We start from the raw sequence: 19,000 nt of genomic DNA, 5'->3' as shown, positions 1-19,000 counted from the left end.
AAGACGAATGGTCGCCACCGTTGCGACTGCGTTTCATTGTCCGCCCTAGAGGCCACGCCGGGGCTTGCCGCTACGCTTGTAGCTAGCCCTGTAGGTAAAGCCGTTTGTCCGTTGTGCCATTAAACGACCATCTGGCGCGAACTGCGTGTCCTTCCGCTCAGTCCCCTTAAAGGTAAGGCACACGAACGGTCGCCGAGAGTTCTCTGCCGGCCACTACAAGGTTCTGCAACAGGTACCCAAGTATGACGAATCCCCTCGATACGCCGAACGGATCCCGTTCCCAGGCCACGGAAGGCTCTTCGGCCGAAGCCCATCTGCACGACCTGAAAGATGTCGCTCGGGACACGGTGCAGGACGCCAAGCAAGAAGGCGCCGCGCACTATGAACACTACCGCGATACCGCAGCCGATCAGCTTGGTGCGATCGCCCAGAGCGCTCAGGCCGCCGCCGAGGAACTCGAAGACAAGGACACCCTAGGCCTGGCGCACTATGTCAGTGACATGGCGCAGAGCCTGACTGGACTGGCGGAAGACCTCCGGGGCAAGAGCGCCGAGCAGTTGCTGCATCAGGCCGGCACCCTGGCCCGGGACAACCCGGCCCTGTTTCTCACCAGCAGCATCGCCATCGGCTTTGGCCTGTCGCGCTTTCTCAAGGCCTCCAGCCAGCCGGACACCGGCAGTACTCACCGCACCAGCGGTCCGGACGAGGTGCCTTCGCTGACCACGCCGTCAGTGGCAGCGGAAAACGAACTGGTGGAGCCGGCAGCCGGTGCCGATGTCATCCATACCAGCAATATTCCCAAGGGTCCTGACGTCCATACGCCAACCACGACGCGCGGCGGCGACCCCATTGGCGGCGCGGCGATCAACCCGGCCCGTAGCGACAGCAGCCTGACCACCGGTACCGCATCCAGCCAACTGGATCGCCCCACTCTGAGCGGAGACAAGCAGCCATGATCAACGAGAATCCCACTCCGCGGCCCACCGAGGGCGATACCTCGGTCGTCGGCCTGGTCAAGCAACTGGTCCAGGAGGTTCCGGCGCTGTTCACCAAGGAACTGGCGCTGGCCAAGGCCGAACTGGGCGAATCCCTGCGCACCACCAAGGCCGGCGTCGCCGGCGTGGCGGCCGGTGCCATCGTGTTGCTGGCCGGCTTCATCGTCCTGCTCATGGGTGTCGTCTACTTCCTCTCCCAGTACCTGACGCCCTGGGCTGCCGCCCTGCTGGTGGGCGCCGTGGTCATGGTGATCGGCTTCATCATGCTGCAGTCGGGCAAGAAGCAGTTCGAGCCGGCCCACTTCACCCCTGATCGCACCGTCAACAGCCTGCAGAAGGACAAGGACGCCGTACGGAGAGCCGCGCAATGAGCATCGCCAATCAAGTCGACCACGAGTCCCAAAAGAATCCCGAAGAACTTGAACGGGAAATCGATCAGAAGCGCGGGCATATCGAAGACCTGGTAGGGGCGCTGGAAAGCCGGCTCTCACCCGGTCAGCTGTTCGATCAGGCGTTGTCCTACACCAAGGGCCACAGCGGCGAATTCGCCCATAACCTGGGCAATACCCTGAAGGCCAATCCCGTACCGGCGGTGCTCACCTCGGTAGGCCTCCTGTGGCTGGCGCTCGGGCAGAACCGCAGTCCGGCCCCGGCCAGTGCAGGCAGTCCGCTCAAGGACAAGCTGGCCGGTGTCAGTGAAAGCCTGGGCCGGGCCATGGGGTCGGTCACCGAGGGCGCCGGGCATACCCGCGATTCACTGAATCGGGGCAGTCATGATGCACGCGACAAGGTCGCCGGTCTGAGTGATCAGGTGTCGGCTAAGGCTTCCGAAACCGGCGAGCGACTGGCCGACACGGCGGCGCAGACCAAGGATGCCCTTGGCGCCCAGGCGCAACAGCTCAAGGGCACCTTCGATACCCTGCTGCGTGAACAGCCCCTGGTGGTAGGGGCCCTGGGCATCGCGCTCGGTGCTCTACTAGGTGCCTCGCTGCCGCGGACCGAGACTGAAAACCGCGCCTTGGGCAAACACAGTGACAAGCTCACGTCGAAGGCGAAGAAGGTGGCCAGCAGCGGCTACGAGCAGGTCAAGGCCACCGGCCGGGAAGTGGCCGACGGGGCTCGTCAGAACAATCATGACGATGGCGACCAAGCCAAACCCAGGAACCTGGGCAACGATCCCGATGCCGGAGTCGAATCCATGGCCGGCTCACCGGCGGCAGGCACCGGCAGCACCCTGGGCGCTACCCAGGCCACGGCGGGCATGAACGTCGGGCGGACGGCAGCCACCGGCAATACACCGGGTGCGGTGGGCGACGAAAGCGGCATGGCCACCCCGCGTAGCCTCTAACAAGACGACACCGTCGGGGTCAGGGAACGACCCCAGCACCAAAAGCAAAGGCGCACCGGTCTGGACCGGTGCGCCTTTGTTGTGTCGATCATCGCGGGCTTAGTAGCCCGGATCCGGATTTTCCTTGGACTGCTCGGGCCGCTGGTGATTTTCCGGACGCTGTTCTTCGCCGCCCTGATTGAGTTCCTTGTGGGTCTCGCCGACCTTGCCAGCGTTTTCCGGCTTGTGGTCGAGATCGTCGCGCTTGGCCATGATGCTCACCTCTTGTGGCTGAATCCATTAGGCAACGGGGCGGGGCCAGGGTGCCCTACCGCAGGTCAACGCAAGGGCGGCGCCATGAATTCCGGCCCCACGGGGTCCTTGACGTGCTCGGCGAGGATGGCGTCGATGGCGGCCAGGTCCTCGGTGTACAGCTGCCAGCCGAAGGCCTCGTCCAACCCCTGCAACTGCTCGGGTTTGCGGGCGCCCCAGAGCGCGATGGTCGGTCCCTGATCGAGGATCCAGCGCACCGCCAGGGCCAGCACCGATTTGCCATGGCGCTCGCGGGCAAAGGCGGTCAGGGCCTCCACCGCTGCCAGGTACTGGGCGAAGCGCGGCGGCTGGAACTTGGGATCGCCCTGGCGCAGGTCGTCGCCGTCGAAGCGGGTCTCCGCGTTCATGCGCCCGGACAACAGCCCGCGGCACAGGGCGCCATAGGCCAGCACCACCAGGCCGTGACGCTGGGCATAGGGCAGGACATCGGCCTCGATGGCACGCTCGAACAGGTTATAGGGCGGCTGCACCGTGGAGAGGTTGGCGAACTGGCGGAAGGCCTTTAGCTGCTCGGGCGAATAGTTGCTCACGCCGATGGCGAGGATCTTGCCCTCCTGCCGCAACCGCTCCAGTTCGCGAGCGGTTTCTTCATGGGGCACCTGGGGATCGGGCCAGTGCACCTGGTAGAGGTCGATGCGATCGGTCCGCAGGCGGCGCAGCGAATCCTCCACCTCCTGGCGGATGCGCGCGGCGCTGGCATTACGACGCACCTGTTCGTCCGGCCATTCCAGGGCGACCTTGGTGGCGATCACCGCCTGATCACGGATACCCTCCAGGGCCTTGCCGACGATTTCCTCGGAACGACCGAAGCCGTACACCGGAGCCGTGTCGATAAGGTTGATGCCGCCATGCACGGCGCCACGGATGGTCTCGATGGAGCGGGCCTCGTCAGTGCCGCCCCACATCCAGCCACCGATGGCCCAGGTGCCAAGGCCGATGCGGGAAACGGGGGTGTCGATACCGGGGATGCGCAGGGTTTCACTCATAGAGATCTCCAGGCGAAGACGCCAGTCGGAAGGATTAACCTTGTGAGGCTAATTCAAAAGGCGTTGAATGGGGCTCAACGAACTCTTGACCCTTAGAGCCTGTTCAAAGGCTCGCGAGCTAGAGACAAACAAGGCGAAAATGCCTGAGGAAGCGGATCGGACTCGCGTTCGAGTTTACGAATGGTAAATGAGCATTCCGACGGGGCTGGCCTTCCAGGGCATTTTCAACGCCGTTTGGCCGACGCGCAGCAGACTTTGGACAGGCTCTTATCGTGCGAGGACTGTACATGCCGACCCTCAATCGCGGCGAACTGGCCGATCTCAACGTCTTCGTCGCCCTGGTCCGCCGCCGCAGCTTCCGCCAGGCCGCCATCGAACTGGGGGTGACCACCTCGGCGCTGAGTCATGCACTACGTCAGCTGGAGACCCGCCTGGGGGTCAAGCTGCTCAACCGCACCAGTCGCTCGGTGGTGCCCACCCTGGCGGGCGCTGCGCTGGCGGAAAAGCTGGAGCAGGGTTTCGCCCTCATCGGCGATGCCCTGGGCGAGCTGGACCAGCACCGCGACGCCCCGGTGGGTCGGCTGCGGCTGAGCGTGCCGCGGGATGCGGCGCGTCTGCTGGTGACCCCTACCCTGCCCCGGCTGCTGGCGGCCTATCCGCAACTGCAACTGGACATCAGCGTCGAAGATCGCCCGGTGGACATCGTCGCCGATGGCCTCGACGCCGGCATCCGCTATGGCGACACCGTGCCCCAGGACATGGTCGCCCTGCCGCTCACCGACGAACTGCGCTGGATCGTGGTAGGCGCGCCCTCTTATCTGGCCAGCCACGGTCGGCCCAGACAGCCGGAGGATCTCGCCGAGCATCGCTGCGTACGCCTGCGACTGGGCAATGGCACCCTCTATCGCTGGGAGCTGGGCAGCGGTGTCACGACCCGGACCCTGGACGTGCCAGGGCCTCTCACGGTCAACGAGACCGAGACCTCGATCCAGGCCGCCCTCGACGGCCTGGCGCTGGCCTACTGCCTGGAATGGCGAGTGGCCGGGGAACTGCGCGACGGGCGCCTGGAGCAGGTGCTGCCAGACTGGGCTTCCCCCGGCGCGCCGCTGTGCATCTACTACCCGAGTCGACGCCAGCCCCCGCCAGGCTTGCGCCAGCTGATCGAGGCCCTGCGCCAGACCTGGACCGAGCGCCATCCTTGAACGGGCGAACCAACGGGCGCGCCCAGGGGTCCCCTGACGACGTCCGTTGATTCCACGACCAAGGAGCCCGTCGTGTCCGACGCCACCGCCGCCCCGCTCGATCAGCCCCAGCCAGTGACCCGCGAGCTCAGCCCCCGGGCGCTGCTTACCGGTGCGCTGCTGGGCATCCTGCTGACACCCGCCAACGTTTATGCCGGGCTCAAGATCGGCTGGTCGTTCAACATGTCGATCATCGCCCTGTTGGTGAGCTATGGCCTCTGGCATCGCCTCGGGCGACGGCTGCAGCAACCGGGCTGGACGCTGCACGAGAGCAACATCAACCAGACCGTGGCCTCGGCGGCCGCCAGCATCGTCTCGGGCGGGCTGGTGGCGCCCATCCCCGCCTATACCCTGCTGACCGGCCAGCAATTGCCGACCCTGCCGCTGATGGGCTGGGTGTTCGCGGTGAGTTTTCTCGGCATCTGGGTGGCCTGGTATCTGCGCCCCCTGCTGCTGGCCGATGCCAGTTTGAAATTTCCCGAGGGCCTGGCCACCCTGGAAGCGCTGCGCCAGGTCTATGCCAGCGGCGCCGAGGCCCTGGCCCGGCTACGGGTACTGCTGGGCGCGCTGGCGCTGTCGGCAGCCGTCAAGCTAGTGGATACCTTCGTCTGGGCACTGCCGCGGGCAGCGCCCTCGCCCGCGCTGGAGCGACTGACCTTCAGCTTCGATCCCTCCCTGCTGCTGCTCGGCTTCGGCGGCATCATCGGTCTGCGCGTCGGGCTGTCGCTATTGCTCGGTACGCTGCTGGCCTGGGCGGGCGTGGCGCCCTGGCTGCTGGCCAGCGGCGTTGCCGACCTGCCGGCGGACGCCAGCGGTCCGCAATATGGATTCCTGGTGCAATGGCTGCTCTGGCCGGGGGTGAGTCTGATGGTCAGCGCCACCCTGGCCTCGCTGGCGGTACGTCTGATCACGCTGCCTCGCGGTGAGCGGCAGCGCCGGGGTTGGCGCCGGCCGCGGGCCTGGCCGCTGGCGCTGCTGGTGGTCGCCGCGCTATTGGTGGTGACGCTTCAGGTCCGGTTGTTCGGGATCGATCCCTGGCTCGCCCTGATCGCCCTGCCACTGGCGCTCTTTCTCGCCGCCATGGCCGCGCGGGTGGTGGGTGCCACCGGCATCCCGCCCATCGGTGCCATTGGCCAGCTGTCACAGCTGACCTTCGGCCTGGCCGCCCCTGGCCAGGTCAACATCAACCTGATGGGCGCCAACACCGCCGGTGGCGCGGCCGGCCAGAGCACCGACCTGATGAACGATTTCAAGGTCGGCAAGGCCATCGGCGCCACCCCGGCCAAGCAGGTGGTCGCCCAGTGCCTGGGCATCGCCCTGGGCGCGGTGACCGGGGTGCTCACCTACCAGGTGCTGATTCCCGATCCCCAGGCACTCCTGCTCAGTGCCGCCTGGCCAGCGCCAGCGGTGGCCCAGTGGAAGGCGGTGGCGGAAACCCTGACCCAGGGCCTAGGTGCACTGGATGGTGCCATGCGCCTGGGCATCGTCCTCGGCGCCCTGGTCGGCTTGCTGCTGGGCCTGGCCGAAGCCCTGCTGCCAGCGCGGCGCGCCCATTGGCTGCCCAGCTCGGCGGCCCTGGGCCTGGCCTTCATCCTGCCGGCCTCGGTGTCGCTGATGATGACCCTGGGCGCCCTGCTCACTGCACTGGTGCGTTGGCGAGCACCAGGCGTGGCCGAGCGCTTCGCCCTGGCGGCCGCCGCGGGTCTCATCGCGGGAGAAAGCCTGGCCGGCGTGGGCGCGGCGTTCTGGCAGATGTTCTTCAGCTGAGCTGCGACATCTTGTCAACTGGACAATAATTTCCAGACGTAATGTCTCGAATCTTTCAGCAACCTTTCAAAGTCAGCAATTTCGGAGGTTCCGGTCCGATTCAGCTTGCCAGCGCAGTTTTGCAACACATATGGTTACAAATAGCGCGACCCACCCACAGAGGCATGGGCGCCCTTTGCGCGAGCTGTCTCCATAACAAACCCAATCGAGCTAGCAGTCATGGCCACCACCTCGAAAGCCAAATCCGTGTTCCGCGTCGTCAGCGGAAACTTCCTCGAAATGTACGATTTCATGGTCTATGGCTTCTATGCCACGGCCATAGCCAAGACCTTCTTTCCCGGCGACAACGAACTCGCCTCCCTGATGCTGTCGCTGGCCACCTTTGGCGCCGGCTTCCTGATGCGGCCGCTGGGCGCCATCTTCCTTGGTGCCTATATCGACCGGCACGGTCGCCGTCACGGCCTGATCGTGACCCTGATGCTGATGGCCCTGGGCACCCTGCTGATCGCCGTGGTGCCGGGCTATGCCACCCTGGGCGTCGCCGCGCCACTGCTGGTGCTGCTGGGCCGCCTGTTGCAGGGCTTCTCCGCTGGCGTGGAGCTGGGTGGCGTGTCCGTCTACCTGTCGGAAATCGCCACCCCCGGGCGCAAGGGCTTCTTCGTCTCCTGGCAGTCCGCCAGCCAGCAGGTCGCGGTGGTCTTCGCCGGCGTGCTGGGCGCGCTGCTCAACCACTGGCTGTCGCCCGCCGAGATGGGTGAATGGGGCTGGCGCATTCCCTTCCTGATCGGCTGCCTGATCGTGCCCTTCCTGTTCATGATCCGCCGCTCCCTGGAAGAGAGCCCGGAATTCGAGGCGCGCAAGCATCGCCCAACCTTCCGCGAGACCATGACCTCCATCCGCCAGAACTTCGGCGTAGTGCTGGCCGGCGTGGCCATGGTCTCCATGACCACCGCCTCCTTCTACCTGATCACCGCCTACACCCCGACCTTCGGCAAGCATGAGCTGAACCTGACCGCCCTGGACAGCCTGATCGTCACCGCCTGCGTGGGCGTGTCCAACTTCATCTGGCTGCCGGTGATGGGCGCCCTGAGCGATCGCGTCGGTCGCCGTCCGCTGCTGATCTTCGCCACGGTCCTGGCCATCCTCACCGCCTACCCGGCGATGATCTGGCTGACCCACGCCCCGGGCTTCTCGCGCCTGCTGATGGTCGAGCTGTGGCTGTCCTTCCTCTATGGCACCTACAACGGTGGCATGGTGGTCGCCCTGACCGAGGTGATGCCCGCCCATGTGCGCACCACCGGCTTCTCCCTGGCCTACAGCCTGGCCACCGCGACCTTCGGCGGTTTCACCCCGATGGTCTGCACCTGGCTGATCCAGGAGACCGGCAACAAGGCCGCCCCCGGCATGTGGCTGACCCTGGCCGCCGTGCTCGGCCTGGTCGCGACCCTGACACTGTTCAAGGGCAACACCGAGCCGCGCTTCAAGACCGTGGCGGCCTGATAGCCCTGTCGCAGAGCGGCAGGTCCTGCCGCTCTCGCATTCGCACGGGTCGTCTCTCACACGGATCTGTAACAGCCTTTTGCTAGGGTTGCAGCCAGGCGACCGCACTGGGTGGTCGCTGTGCCGGAGCCCACCAATGTCTTCCCTTCCCCGCCTTCTCGCCGGTCTGGCCGGCGGCCTGCTGTCGCTTACCGCCGCTGCCACCGAGCTGACCCACTGGCCGGCCGATGCCGCCCGCCAACTCGATGCCCTGATCGCCGCCAATGCCAACCAGGGCAACTACGCGGTGTTCGACATGGACAACACCAGCTACCGCTATGACCTGGAAGAGGCCCTGCTACCCTTCCTGGAAATGAAGGGCGTGCTGACCCGCGAGACCCTGGATCCTTCGCTCAAGCTGATCCCCTTCAAGGACGTCGGCGGCCACCAGGAAAGCCTCAACAGCTACTACTACCGGCTCTGCGAGATCGACGACCTGGTCTGCTATCCCTGGGTCGCCCAGGTGTTCTCCGGCTTCACCCTGCAGCAGCTCAAGGGCTATGTCGACGAACTGATGGCCTACGGCAAGCCGATCCCGGCCACCTACTACGGCAAGGACGACAAGGTCGAGACGGTGGAGGTCAATCCGCCCAAGCCCTTCACCGGCCAGCAGGAGCTCTATCACAAGCTGATGGAGAACGGCATCGAGGTCTATGTGATCAGCGCCGCCCACGAAGAGCTGGTGCGTATGATCGCTGCCGATCCGCGCTACGGCTATGGCGTGAAGCCGGAAAACGTCATTGGCGTCAGCACCCTGCTCAAGGACCCCGTCAGCGGCCAGCTGACCACCGCCCGCAAGCAGATCGCCGAAGGCAAGTACGATCCCAAGGCCAACCTCAGGCTGCAGGTCACGCCCTATCTGTGGACCCCGGCCACCTGGTTCGCCGGCAAGTACGCCGCCATCCTCACCTACATAGATCCCTGGAAGAAACCCATCCTGGTGGGCGGCGACACCCCGGTCAGCGACGGCCCCATGCTGTTCCAGGGCGTGGACGGCGCCAAGGGTGGCATCCACCTGTGGATCGATCGCAAGGCCAAGTACCGCACCCAGATCGAGGCGATGATGAAGAGCAACGCCGAGGGCCAGGCCAAGGCCGGCGTGGCGGTCAACGCCGACAAGCACTGGGTGATCGTCAAACCCGAGGATATCCAGTAGGCCAGCGTCCGCCTGGCGGGCTAGACTGCAGGCACCCCTCGCCTGCCTTGGAGCCCGCCATGGAACACCTGGTCCTGACCGTCATCGCCCCCGATCGCCCCGGTCTGGTGGAAGCCCTGGCCGACTGCGTAGCCGCCCAGGGCGGCAACTGGCTGGAGAGCCGCATGGCCCACCTGGCCGGCCAGTTCGCCGGCATCCTCTCGGTGGAAGTGGAGCCGGAATTGCGCAACGGCCTGGTGGAGACGCTGCAGCAGCTGGCCATTCCCGGCCTGCGCATCCTGGTCGGCGAACCCGGCCAGCCGGCTGCGGTGGGTGCACCGCTGGTGCAGCTCGACCTCCTGGGCAACGACCGCGTCGGCATCGTCCGCGACATCACCCGAGCGCTGCATCAGGTCGGGGTCAATGTCGAACGCCTGTCCACCGAGACGCGCCCGGCACCCATGAGCAGCGAGGTGCTGTTCCATGCCACCGCCCTGCTGGCATTACCGGCGGACCTGGCCCTCGAAACCCTGCAGGCCCATCTGGAAACCCTCACCGACGATCTGATGGTGGAGCTCAAGCTCTATCGGCACGGGCACGATTAGCCCTAAGTAGGCTTCATGGCGACGATCTATAAAGATCTATAAAGATCTATAAAGATCTATAATCGACTTTAATCGCCTTTAAACAGGGAGTTGTCGATGCCCGAGCGTTTCTATCACCGACACGCCATGGCTACTACCTATGCCGCCAAGATCATGGCAGACCCGCTGCATCCCGGTCTGTTTTTGGCGGCGCCACGGCGAACCGGCAAGACCACCTTCATGCGGGAAGATCTGGCGCCCGCACTTCAGCTAGCAGGTGCCGAGGTGATCTACGTCGATCTCTGGTCGAATCGACAGACTGATCCGGCTGAGTTGATCAACCAAGCGGTTCAGGTTGCCATCGAGCGCAATCTTGGTCTGATCGCCAAGCTGACCAAGCAAAGCGGCGTGGTGAAACTCAAGGTGGGTGGGGTCGAGATAGATACCGGCAGCATCGGCAAAGCCAAGGGCGTAACCCTGGCCGCTGCGCTGGCAGCGCTTTCCGACAGTCTCGGCAAGCCGATAGCGCTCATTATCGACGAAGCTCAGCATGCTGTGACCACAGCGGCTGGCAGCAACACGCTCTTCGCCCTCAAGGCGGCTCGCGACGAATTGAACGGCTCACACCATCATGGCCTGAGACTTATCTGCACCGGTTCCAGTCGGGACAAGCTGGCAATGCTCAGAAACAGTCGCGACCAAGCCTTCTTCAATGCGCCTCTGGTCAACTTTCCCCATCTTGACAGAGGCTATGTGGACTGGTTCTGCGCGCAGTCCAGGCTCGATTTCACCCTTGATCCAGAAGTGGTCTGGAGCAAATTCGTCGAAGCGGGCTATCGCCCCGAGGCACTGCAAGCAGCCCGTGAGGTACTCGAATACTCGATGATCGATGATGCTGCAGTGGGCAATGTCGCTTTTGCTGAAGCCGTCGACGAGCACGTGCGAGAGATGTCCGAGAGCGCTCTCGCCGTGATTCGCAGCCTCACACCCATTCAAGCGGCCGTACTGAAGGTGATGGCGGTCCAGGGCAAGGACTATGCGCCTTTCGAATTGGCAACTCTTGGCAAGTACGCAGAAATGCTACAGCTCGCCGGTATGAGCGAGGCCCAGGCCCAAGAGGCCGCCTACGCGCAGAACGTGCAGCAGGCCCTGGCTGCTTTGCAGGAAAAGGCATTGATCTGGAAAGCTGAGCGCGGCGTTTACGCCATCGAAGAGCAAGGACTGCCGGACCTCATGCGTAGCGCCGGCATGCTGCCGGACGCTTCGTCAAACTAGGGGTGTTCAGCTGACCATCGGGCGGCAAGCCCTATCGCCCCTGCCCCTTCTCCAACCGCCGCCGGATGCCCTCGGGCATATCGTCCGGCAGCGGCAGCCGGCCATCCGCCGGCAGGGCCTCCAGGCCGGCTTCGTCCAGCAGCACCAGCAGCTCCTCCTTGAGGCGACTCAGGGCGAAGGCCTGCCAGGCGTCGCGTACCGAGGGGAAGAGCTCCAGCTCGTAGTCGAAGGTGCGGATCGGCCGCCGGCTCTCCAGGGCGGCACGCAAGAGTGGCTGGGCGTGGGGATGGCGCAACTGGTGCAGAAAGGCTTCGCGCAGCTCCAGGCGGTCGTCCTGGGTCAGCCGCGGCAGCGGCAGGTAGCGTTCGGGATCTTCCAGCTCCTCGCGCTCTTCCAGACTGAGGTCGTCCGGGTCGAGCAGACGCAGGGCGCCGCTTTCGAGATCGAGGAAGTGGGTACCTCGCTCCCGGCTGTCGAGGGCGGCAGCCAGCAGATCGAGGTCGAGGGTGAGGGGGCGCATGGCAGGACTCCGGCACAGGCGAACAGGAGCGGAGCTCTATCTCCGCTCCTGTTGCGACCCTAGCACCGGAGCTGGCGTTCAGCCCTTCCGCTGATAGGGAAAGAAGCGCCGCTCGCGCAGGTCGTGTTCGATCTGCTCCAGGCTCTTGCCCTTGGTCTCCGGCACCAGGCGCCAGATGAACAGCAGGGCCACCAGGGAAATGCCGGCATAGAGCCAGAAGGTATGGGCGGCGCCCAGCTTGGTCACCAGGCTCAGGGTGGTGAGGGTTACCAGCAGGTCGAAACCCCAGTGGCTGAAGGCGCCGACGCTGGCGCCCTTGCCGCGCACGAACAGCGGATAGACCTCGGCGTTGATCAGCCAGATGCAGACGCCGAAGCCGCCGCAGTTGAGCATCAGGTAGGCGGCCAGGCAGGCCACCACCGTCCAGCGCTCGACATCGGTCTGGGGACCGGCACCCTGGAACAGGTAACCCATGATCGCCAGGGCGATGATGGAGCCGGGGATCAGCGTCAGCAGGTAGCGACGGCGACCGATGCGATCCACCAGGAAGCTGCCCACCACGGTCATGATCACCACCAGGATGGTGCTGCAGCCGGTGGCCAGCACGGCGGTCTGGTCGGAGAAACCGGCCTGGGTGAGGATGGTCGGTGCGTAGTAGATCAGCGCATTGTTGCCGGTGATCTGCGAGAACATGGCGATGCCGGCGCCCACCAGCAGGGCCGGCCGAACCCACGGCGAGAACAGATCGCTCCAGTTGCCTTCCGGCGCGTTGCTCACGGTCTTGATCTCGGCCAGTTCGGCCTCGGCCGCGGTCCTGCCACCCCGCACCCGTTCCAGCACCGCCAGGGCATCCTGTTCACGACCCTTGACCAGCAGCCAGCGCGGACTCTCCGGCAGCACCGCCATGCCCGCCAGCAGGATCAGCGCCGGCACCAGGCCGAGACCAAACATCCAGCGCCAGTGCTCGTCCAGGGCGAAACCGGTGAAATAGGCCACGGTGATACCGAACACCACCATGAACTGGAACAGCACCACCAGCTTGCCACGGTGCTCCGGTGGCGCCACCTCGGCGATATAGACCGGGATGATCTGGGTGGAACTGCCAGCCGACAGGCCGAGCAGGAAGCGCGACAGGATCAGCAGGGTGACGTTGGGCGACAGTGCCGAGAGCACCGACCCCAGGGCGAACACCAGGGCCACGCCGATGATGGTCTTGCGCCGGCCGAGCCGATCGGAGATCGGGCCGGTGCCGAGGCAGCCGAACAGGGCGCCAAAGATGATGGCGCCGGTCACCAGCTGCTTGACGGTGTCGTCCATGGCGAATTCGCGGCCAAGGCCGAGCAGGGCGACGCCGATGATGCCGGTGTCGTAACCGAACAGCAGGCCACCCAGGGCGGCGATCACGGCAATGAGCACGACCAGCCCCTTGCGCGGGGTGGCCGCCACGGGAGTGGCGAGCGAGGGTGATGAAGCGAGCATGGGAAATCCTTTCTTGTTTTGCCAGGGCAGGGATCGCGGCGACGACCTGATCCACCCGCGCGGGCGGGTCTCGGTGAGCATGACCCAGGGCAAACCACGGTGTTCAGGGCAGAGAAACGTTAGGTGAATCGTTTCACCTAATGATGCCAGTTGTAACAGAACTTGTGAAAAGCATCACGAATGCACGATCAACCCGGTTCTAGCTGCCGATGGTCAACTCCTGAAAGCGCTGTTCCGGCAGTGCGGCGGCGCCCTGCCCCGGGCGCAGCGGCTGATCGCCCAGACGCTCGACGAGGAAGTCGATGAATACCTTGAGCTTGGGCGGCAGATGGCGAGTGGCGGGATAGAGCAGCCAGGCGCCGCCATGGTAATGCGGCAGAAAGGACCATTCCGGCAGCACCTGGACGATCTCGCCACGGGCCAGGGCCGCCTCGGCGGTGAACAGCGGCAGACTGCCGATGCCGATATGGTTGAGCACCGCGTCCAGGCGCACCCCGGTGTGATTGGCGGCGTAGCGACCCCGGACGCTGACGTGGACCACCTTAGCGCCCTGGCGAAATTTCCAGCGCGAGTCGGCCGGCTCCTCGGCCAGGTAGATGCAGCTGTGCAGGGCCAGATCACGCGGGTGTGCTGGATTGCCGTGCTCGGCCAGATAGGCCGGCGTGGCGCAGAGTAGGTGGTCGATGGTGAGCAACTGGCGCCCGACCAGTCCCGGCGGCGGTCTATCGGTGATGCGAATGGCCAGATCGACGTTCTCGTCGATCAGGTCGACATGGCGGTCTTCCAACAGCAGCTGCACGTCCACTGCCGGATAGCGACGCAGGAAGTCGGCCATGTGCGGATGGATCACCGTGCTGCCCACCGCCTTGGGCACCGACAGCCGCACGACGCCGGCCGGCGCCTGATTGAACTGGCCGCTGACCTCCAGCACCGCCCGCGCCGCGCCGACCATGTCGCTGCAGCGCCGATAGACCTCCTCCCCCGCCTCCGACAACCGCAGCTTGCGCGTGCTGCGATTGAGCAGTCGAGTGCCCAGGGCCTTCTCCAGGCGCGCCACGCTGCGACTGGTGGACGAGGGAGTCAGCCCCAGCTGGCGGGCCGCCGCAGAGAAGCTGCCGCTCTCCACCACTCGCACGAAGATGGCCATCTCGCTGAGCAGCGGCAGGGGGAGATTTATGCTCACAGCGCAAAATTCCTTTGGAGAGAAGATGGATTATCACCCTTGTGTGCACTCTTTAAAATGAGGATGTTTCTCGTTTTCTAGGTAGTAGACGTATGACCGAGCGCCTGTATTTCCTGAGCGACAGCCTGATCGCCGAGGTCGAGGTCCACGCCTGTAGCGCCGCCGAAGAAGGTTATGTCGTCGAACTGCGCGCCACGCCCTTCCATCCCCAGGGCGGTGGTCAACCCAGCGACACCGGCTGGATCGGCACTGCCGAGGTGACCCGGGTGGTCCAGGACGGCGAGCGCATCCTGCACCACACCAACCGTGCCCTGCCGCCGGGTCGCGTGCTGGCGCGGGTCGATGAAGCGCGCCGCCAGCTGCACTCGCGGCTGCATTCGGCCGGGCATCTGCTCGGCCACATCGGCGAGACCCATGGCTGGAAGCCGGTCAAGGCCCATCACTGGCCGGGTGAAGGCCGTATCGAATTCGTCCCGGGGGAGGAAACCGTCGCCCTGGACGCCGAATCCCTGCAGGCGCACTTCGACGCCCTGGTGGAAGAAGACCTGCCGCTGCAGATCGAGGTGCAGGCCGACGGCCAGCGCCAGGTGCGCTTTGGCGAGGATGTGGCGCGCTATGCCTGCGGCGGGACCCACGTGCGGTCGCTGCGCGCGGTCGGCGCCCTGAGCGCCTTGGGCGTCAAGGAAAAGAAGGGACGCCTGCTGGTGAGCTACGACATGGCTGGCGCCTGATCAACCGCCCACCCTACCCCCAGAAAGGAAGCGCCATGCTGCTCGAACTCGACGCTCTCGACACCGAGAGCCTGCTCCGCCTCACCGCTGAAGACCTGCTGGCCGTGCGCATTCGCCAGTTCGTGCCACGTTCCTTGGCCAATGACCTGGGTCAGCAGATCCTCGGCAACGGCTTTGCCACCTACATCAACGCGCCCAGCATTGGCCGCATCGGCATGGCCTTCTACGAAGCGGAGCACCAGCGTGCGCAGATGGACGACTACTTCGCCAGCGTCACCAGCAACCTGGAAGAATTGCGTCGACGCTGTCGCCCCTATCTCAACCCCATCGATCTGGTGCGCTGCACCCTCGATGAGGTCTGGCCCGCGGGGGCCCAGCTGCAGACCCTCTGGGGCCGCAAGATGTACGTCGGTCTGTCGCGGGTGGTGAAGCCGGGGGTACGCTTTCTCGCCCACCACGACATCTTCGCCAAGGACGCCCCGGGCAGCGAAGAGGCCGAAAGCCTGGTGACCCAGCTGGCCTGCAACGTCTACCTGACCATGCCCAGCAGCGGCGGCGAACTGCAGCTCTGGTCGCGGGAACTGTCCCCGGAGGCCTTCGACGCCATGCGCGGCGACAGCTACGGCATCGAACCCGATCGCCTTGGCCCGCCCTGCCTGACCATCCGCCCCGACCCGGGCGACCTGATCCTTTTCAATTCCCGCCGCATGCACGCCGTGACCCCCGGCAACGATCAGCCGCGCCTGTCGCTGTCGTGCTTCGTCGGTTATCGCGGGGCTGCCGAACCCCTGACGTACTGGAGCTGACATGTCCCCCTACCTGAGCGAATTCCTCGCCCTGGCGACCATCCACTTTCTCGCGGTACTGGCACCCGGCCCGGATTTCGCCGTGACCGTACGTCAGAGCGTGAGATTCGGCCGCCTGATCGGTCTGTGCACCGCCCTGGGCATCGGCGCCGGCATCTCGGTGCACGTGCTCTATACCTTGCTGGGCATCGGCGCCCTGATGCACGCCACGCCCTGGCTGCTGGGGGTCGCCAAGATCGTCGGCGGCGCCTACATCCTCTGGCTGGGCTTCAACCTCATCCGCAGCAAGCCTACCGCCGCGCCGCTGGACGACAGCCAGTGGCAGGCCGCCGACCTGGAGCGCCAGTCGCCCGGCAAGGCCTTCCTGACCGGCTTTTTGACCAACGCCACCAACCCCAAGGCCACGCTGTTCTTCCTGGCCATCTTCACCACCGTGGTCAGCGCCAGCACGCCGCTGACCGTACAGGGTCTCTATGGATTGTGGATGTGCGCGGTCAATGCCGCCTGGTTCGCCCTGGTCAGCCTGTTGTTTTCCAGTCCGCGCGTTCGCCGGACCTTTCTCCGCCTGGGCCACTGGTTCGAAAGAACCATGGGCCTGGTCTTGGTCTTCTTCGCCGGTCGACTGCTGTTGTCGGCGCTTTGACGTCAGCCACCCCGTTCTTTGGAGGTTCGCCATGCCTTACGTTCACCGCGCTCCCGCTGGAATTCCCACGGAAAAGTTTGTCGTCCGCCTACCCGATGGCATGCGTGAGCGCATCGCCGCCGTGGCGCGCTCCCATCGCCATAGCATGAATACCGAGATCGTCGCCTGGCTGGAGCGCAGCCTGGTGCAGGACGGGGTGCTGGAGCAGCAGCAGATCGACGAGGACGACGATCTGCTCAATGGCAATGAACAGCTGTTGCTGCAACGCTTTCGCCAACTCAACGAGCGCCAGCAGAGGGCGCTGATCTCCGTGCTGGAGCTGGAGTTGCCGGTGCCCATGGCCAGCCGGGAAACCGCCTGAGCAGATCGACCGCGCCTGCCCAGGAGCCAGCCGTCAGCGTCGCCAGGCTGTCTTGAGGGCGCTGACAGTCGGCTTTCAAGTATCGACGGGGATGGCCGATGAAGGGAGTCTTCGAACTCTCTCTCGGTATTCCCATGTCTGCTTCCAAAGCCTCCTGGCTGAGCAATCTCGGCATTTCCAAGAAGCTGGCCCTGGGCTTTGGTGCCCTGCTGGTCATGGTGACGGTGGTGGCCCTGTTCGGCTATCTCACCGCCAACACCCTGCTCGACCGCATCACCAAGACGCGCTACAGCGGGGAGCTCAAGGCCCATATCCTCAACGTCAGGATCGACGAGAAGAACTACCTACTCGATCCCAGTGCCGCCAGCGTCACCAAGCAACAGGCCGATCTGGCCGTGGTCGCGGAAGATGTCGCCAAGGGCCTGATTCTGCTGAGCAACCCGGCCAACGTCGCCATCCTGCACAACATCCAGCAGGAGATGAAGACCTACCAGGAACGCTTCGCTGCCCTGCAGCAGTCCAGCCAGACCAGCGCCGAGGCGCAGAAGGAGCTGACCAAGGTCTCCGATACCGTCACCGAGACCTTCGATCAGCTGTTCGAGCGGGTCTTTGCTCCGGGTGGCAGCTACAGCACCGCCGACCTCAAGGCAGTGGCCGAGATGAAGGCGCAGATGGTCGGCGTGCGCCTGGCCATCCGCCGCTTCCTCGGGACTCCCGATGACAGCAAGTCCCAGGCGACCCTGAAGGTCATCGACGACCTGCTCAAGACCCTGGCGACCGCCCAGAAGCAGATCGATGGCGACACCGCCGCGCGCCTCTACAGCGCCACCCAGGACGTGACCCGCTACCGCGCCTTCTTCGAGTCCATCGTCGCCCAGAATCGCCAGGCCCAAGCCGCGGTCGCCAGCCTGCAGGACCAGGGCAACAAGCTGGTGCAGTTGCTGGATCAGCTGGGCGAGGGTCAGCTCAAGTCCGCTGCCGCCGAACGTCAGGCCGCCCTGCTCAAGCTGCTGCTGACCAGCCTGGTCGCCCTGCTCATCGGCATCGCCGCCGCCTGGCTGATCGCCCGCCAGATCACCCAGCCGCTGGCGACCGCCATGGCCATGCTCAAGCGCGTCGCCGCCGGCGACCTGACCCCGAGCGATGCGGTGACCCGCCGTGACGAACTCGGCGAACTGCAGCGCACCACCCAGGCCATGGCCGCCGATCTGCGCCAGCTGGTCGGTGGCATCGCCAATGGCGTGGGGCAGCTCAGCAGCGCGGCCGACGAACTCTCGGCCTTTGGCGTCCAGACCAGCCGCGGCGCCACCCAGCAACGCGACGAGATGCACCAGGTGGCCACCGCCATGAACGAGATGGCGGCCACGGTGCACAACGTGGCGCAAAATACCGCCAACGCCTCCATCGCCGCGCAGAACGCCGATAGCATGGCCCGTGAGGGCAGCCGCACGGTCAAGCGCGCAGCCCAGGAAATCACCCTGGCGGCCGAAGAGGTTCAGGGCCTGGGCGCCGCCATGGAGCGCCTGGATGCCGCCAGCGGTCGCATCGGCAGCGTCATCGACGTGATCAAGGCGATCGCCGAGCAGACCAACTTGCTGGCGCTCAACGCCGCCATCGAAGCCGCCCGCGCGGGCGAGCAGGGTCGTGGCTTCGCCGTGGTGGCCGACGAGGTCCGGTCCCTGGCGCAGCGGACCCAGGAGTCCACGCAGGAAATCGGCGAACTCATCGCCACCTTGCAACAGGGCACCACCGAAGCCAGCACGCGGATGCAGGCCAGCCGTGACCGCACCCTGGGCACCGTGACCCTGGCCCAGGACGCCGAACGCGCCCTGGACGTCATCTACCAGACGGTGGCGGAAATCCAGAGCCTCAACCAGCAGATCGCCACCGCCGTGGAAGAGCAGAGCCTGGTGGCCGAGGAGATCAACGGCAACGTGGTCAAGGTCAGCGGCCTGGCCGAGGAATCCGCCAACGCCAATGCCCATGCCGCGGCGTCGGTCAGCGAACTGGCGCGGCTGGGCGGCGACCTCCAGCAGATGGTGGCGCGCTTCCGCGTCTGACCACTGCCCGGACGACGCCAGGCGCTGGCGTCGTC

Annotated in this window: 19 protein-coding genes and 1 pseudogene; 15 read left to right on the top strand and 5 right to left on the bottom strand. The window is 65.4% G+C overall.

The window, feature by feature from the left end:
• Positions 1–242: 242 nt before the first annotated feature.
• The 3 genes from PJ259_RS17550 to PJ259_RS17540 are packed head-to-tail and all read left to right on the top strand — an operon-like array spanning position 243 to position 2,343.
• Complete coding sequence (locus PJ259_RS17550; protein WP_271653658.1) at positions 243–956, top strand: hypothetical protein; 714 nt, start codon at positions 243–245, stop codon at positions 954–956.
• Positions 953–1,366 (top strand): phage holin family protein, encoded by a 414-nt coding sequence (locus PJ259_RS17545; RefSeq protein WP_059313235.1) that lies wholly within the window; start codon positions 953–955, stop codon positions 1,364–1,366. The genes PJ259_RS17550 and PJ259_RS17545 overlap by 4 nt, the downstream gene beginning before the upstream one ends.
• Complete coding sequence (locus tag PJ259_RS17540; RefSeq protein WP_271653657.1) at positions 1,363–2,343, top strand: DUF3618 domain-containing protein; 981 nt, start codon at positions 1,363–1,365, stop codon at positions 2,341–2,343. Before PJ259_RS17545 ends, PJ259_RS17540 begins: the two co-directional genes overlap by 4 nt.
• A gap of 99 nt (positions 2,344–2,442) precedes the next feature.
• Here PJ259_RS17540 and PJ259_RS17535 read toward each other — a convergent pair whose 3' ends face one another.
• Together PJ259_RS17535 and PJ259_RS17530 are read right to left on the bottom strand one after the other, a co-directional pair.
• Positions 2,443–2,595 (bottom strand): hypothetical protein, encoded by a 153-nt coding sequence (locus PJ259_RS17535; protein ID WP_167348550.1) that lies wholly within the window; start codon positions 2,593–2,595, stop codon positions 2,443–2,445.
• Positions 2,596–2,660: 65 nt separating this feature from the next.
• Positions 2,661–3,641, bottom strand: a complete 981-nt coding sequence (locus tag PJ259_RS17530) for an aldo/keto reductase (RefSeq protein WP_271653656.1) — start codon at positions 3,639–3,641, stop codon at positions 2,661–2,663.
• Between the two features lie 287 nt (positions 3,642–3,928).
• Here PJ259_RS17530 and PJ259_RS17525 point away from each other — a divergent pair, with 287 nt between their 5' ends.
• The 6 genes from PJ259_RS17525 (at position 3,929) to PJ259_RS17500 (ending at position 11,182) form a co-directional block, all read left to right on the top strand.
• Positions 3,929–4,843: a LysR family transcriptional regulator gene (locus tag PJ259_RS17525; RefSeq protein ID WP_271653655.1), complete on the top strand. Its 915-nt coding sequence runs from the start codon at positions 3,929–3,931 to the stop codon at positions 4,841–4,843.
• Between the two features lie 72 nt (positions 4,844–4,915).
• Positions 4,916–6,649, top strand: coding sequence for an OPT/YSL family transporter (locus PJ259_RS17520; protein WP_271653654.1), 1,734 nt, complete (start codon positions 4,916–4,918; stop codon positions 6,647–6,649).
• A gap of 219 nt (positions 6,650–6,868) precedes the next feature.
• Positions 6,869–8,149 carry an MFS transporter gene (locus tag PJ259_RS17515; protein ID WP_271653653.1) on the top strand — a complete coding sequence of 427 codons (1,281 nt, stop codon included), beginning with the start codon at positions 6,869–6,871 and terminating at the stop codon, positions 8,147–8,149.
• A 136-nt stretch (positions 8,150–8,285) separates the two neighbouring features.
• Positions 8,286–9,344 (top strand): haloacid dehalogenase-like hydrolase, encoded by a 1,059-nt coding sequence (locus PJ259_RS17510; protein WP_271653652.1) that lies wholly within the window; start codon positions 8,286–8,288, stop codon positions 9,342–9,344.
• Positions 9,345–9,403: 59 nt separating this feature from the next.
• Positions 9,404–9,928 carry a glycine cleavage system protein R gene (locus tag PJ259_RS17505; RefSeq protein ID WP_059313229.1) on the top strand — a complete coding sequence of 175 codons (525 nt, stop codon included), beginning with the start codon at positions 9,404–9,406 and terminating at the stop codon, positions 9,926–9,928.
• Positions 9,929–10,024: 96 nt separating this feature from the next.
• A complete protein-coding gene (locus PJ259_RS17500; protein ID WP_064306866.1) occupies positions 10,025–11,182 on the top strand; it encodes a hypothetical protein in 1,158 nt (385 codons plus the stop codon).
• Positions 11,183–11,213: 31 nt separating this feature from the next.
• Here PJ259_RS17500 and PJ259_RS17495 read toward each other — a convergent pair whose 3' ends face one another.
• The 3 genes from PJ259_RS17495 to PJ259_RS17485 form a co-directional block, all read right to left on the bottom strand.
• Entirely contained in the window at positions 11,214–11,702 is a 489-nt protein-coding gene (locus PJ259_RS17495) for a UPF0158 family protein (RefSeq protein WP_059313227.1), read from the bottom strand.
• A 78-nt stretch (positions 11,703–11,780) separates the two neighbouring features.
• Positions 11,781–13,181 (bottom strand): sugar porter family MFS transporter, encoded by a 1,401-nt coding sequence (locus PJ259_RS17490; RefSeq protein ID WP_271653651.1) that lies wholly within the window; start codon positions 13,179–13,181, stop codon positions 11,781–11,783.
• Positions 13,182–13,380: 199 nt separating this feature from the next.
• A complete protein-coding gene (locus PJ259_RS17485; protein ID WP_271653650.1) occupies positions 13,381–14,364 on the bottom strand; it encodes a LysR family transcriptional regulator in 984 nt (327 codons plus the stop codon).
• 92 nt (positions 14,365–14,456) lie between these two features.
• On the opposite strand from PJ259_RS17485, the gene PJ259_RS17480 reads away from it, so the two are divergent.
• The 6 genes and pseudogenes from PJ259_RS17480 (at position 14,457) to PJ259_RS23015 (ending at position 18,965) form a co-directional block, all read left to right on the top strand.
• The gene (locus tag PJ259_RS17480) at positions 14,457–15,095 is read left to right on the top strand and encodes an alanyl-tRNA editing protein (RefSeq protein WP_059313224.1); all 639 of its coding nucleotides are present in this window, start codon (positions 14,457–14,459) and stop codon (positions 15,093–15,095) included.
• Between the two features lie 35 nt (positions 15,096–15,130).
• Positions 15,131–15,901, top strand: a complete 771-nt coding sequence (locus PJ259_RS17475) for a 2OG-Fe(II) oxygenase family protein (RefSeq protein WP_271653649.1) — start codon at positions 15,131–15,133, stop codon at positions 15,899–15,901.
• Position 15,902: 1 nt separating this feature from the next.
• Positions 15,903–16,544, top strand: coding sequence for a LysE family translocator (locus PJ259_RS17470; RefSeq protein ID WP_059313222.1), 642 nt, complete (start codon positions 15,903–15,905; stop codon positions 16,542–16,544).
• A gap of 31 nt (positions 16,545–16,575) precedes the next feature.
• Positions 16,576–16,905, top strand: a complete 330-nt coding sequence (locus PJ259_RS17465; protein ID WP_059313221.1) for an Arc family DNA-binding protein — start codon at positions 16,576–16,578, stop codon at positions 16,903–16,905.
• 98 nt (positions 16,906–17,003) lie between these two features.
• A pseudogene (locus tag PJ259_RS23020) lies at positions 17,004–18,266 on the top strand (HAMP domain-containing methyl-accepting chemotaxis protein); the annotation flags it as partial.
• Positions 18,267–18,419: 153 nt separating this feature from the next.
• Positions 18,420–18,965, top strand: a complete 546-nt coding sequence (locus tag PJ259_RS23015) for a methyl-accepting chemotaxis protein (protein ID WP_420480532.1) — start codon at positions 18,420–18,422, stop codon at positions 18,963–18,965.
• Positions 18,966–19,000: the final 35 nt, after the last annotated feature.

This window comes from Pseudomonas sp. JBR1, assembly GCF_028198185.1.
GTDB lineage: Bacteria > Pseudomonadota > Gammaproteobacteria > Pseudomonadales > Pseudomonadaceae > Chryseomonas > Chryseomonas oryzihabitans_E.
This window is presented reverse-complemented; position numbering and strand designations above follow the sequence as displayed.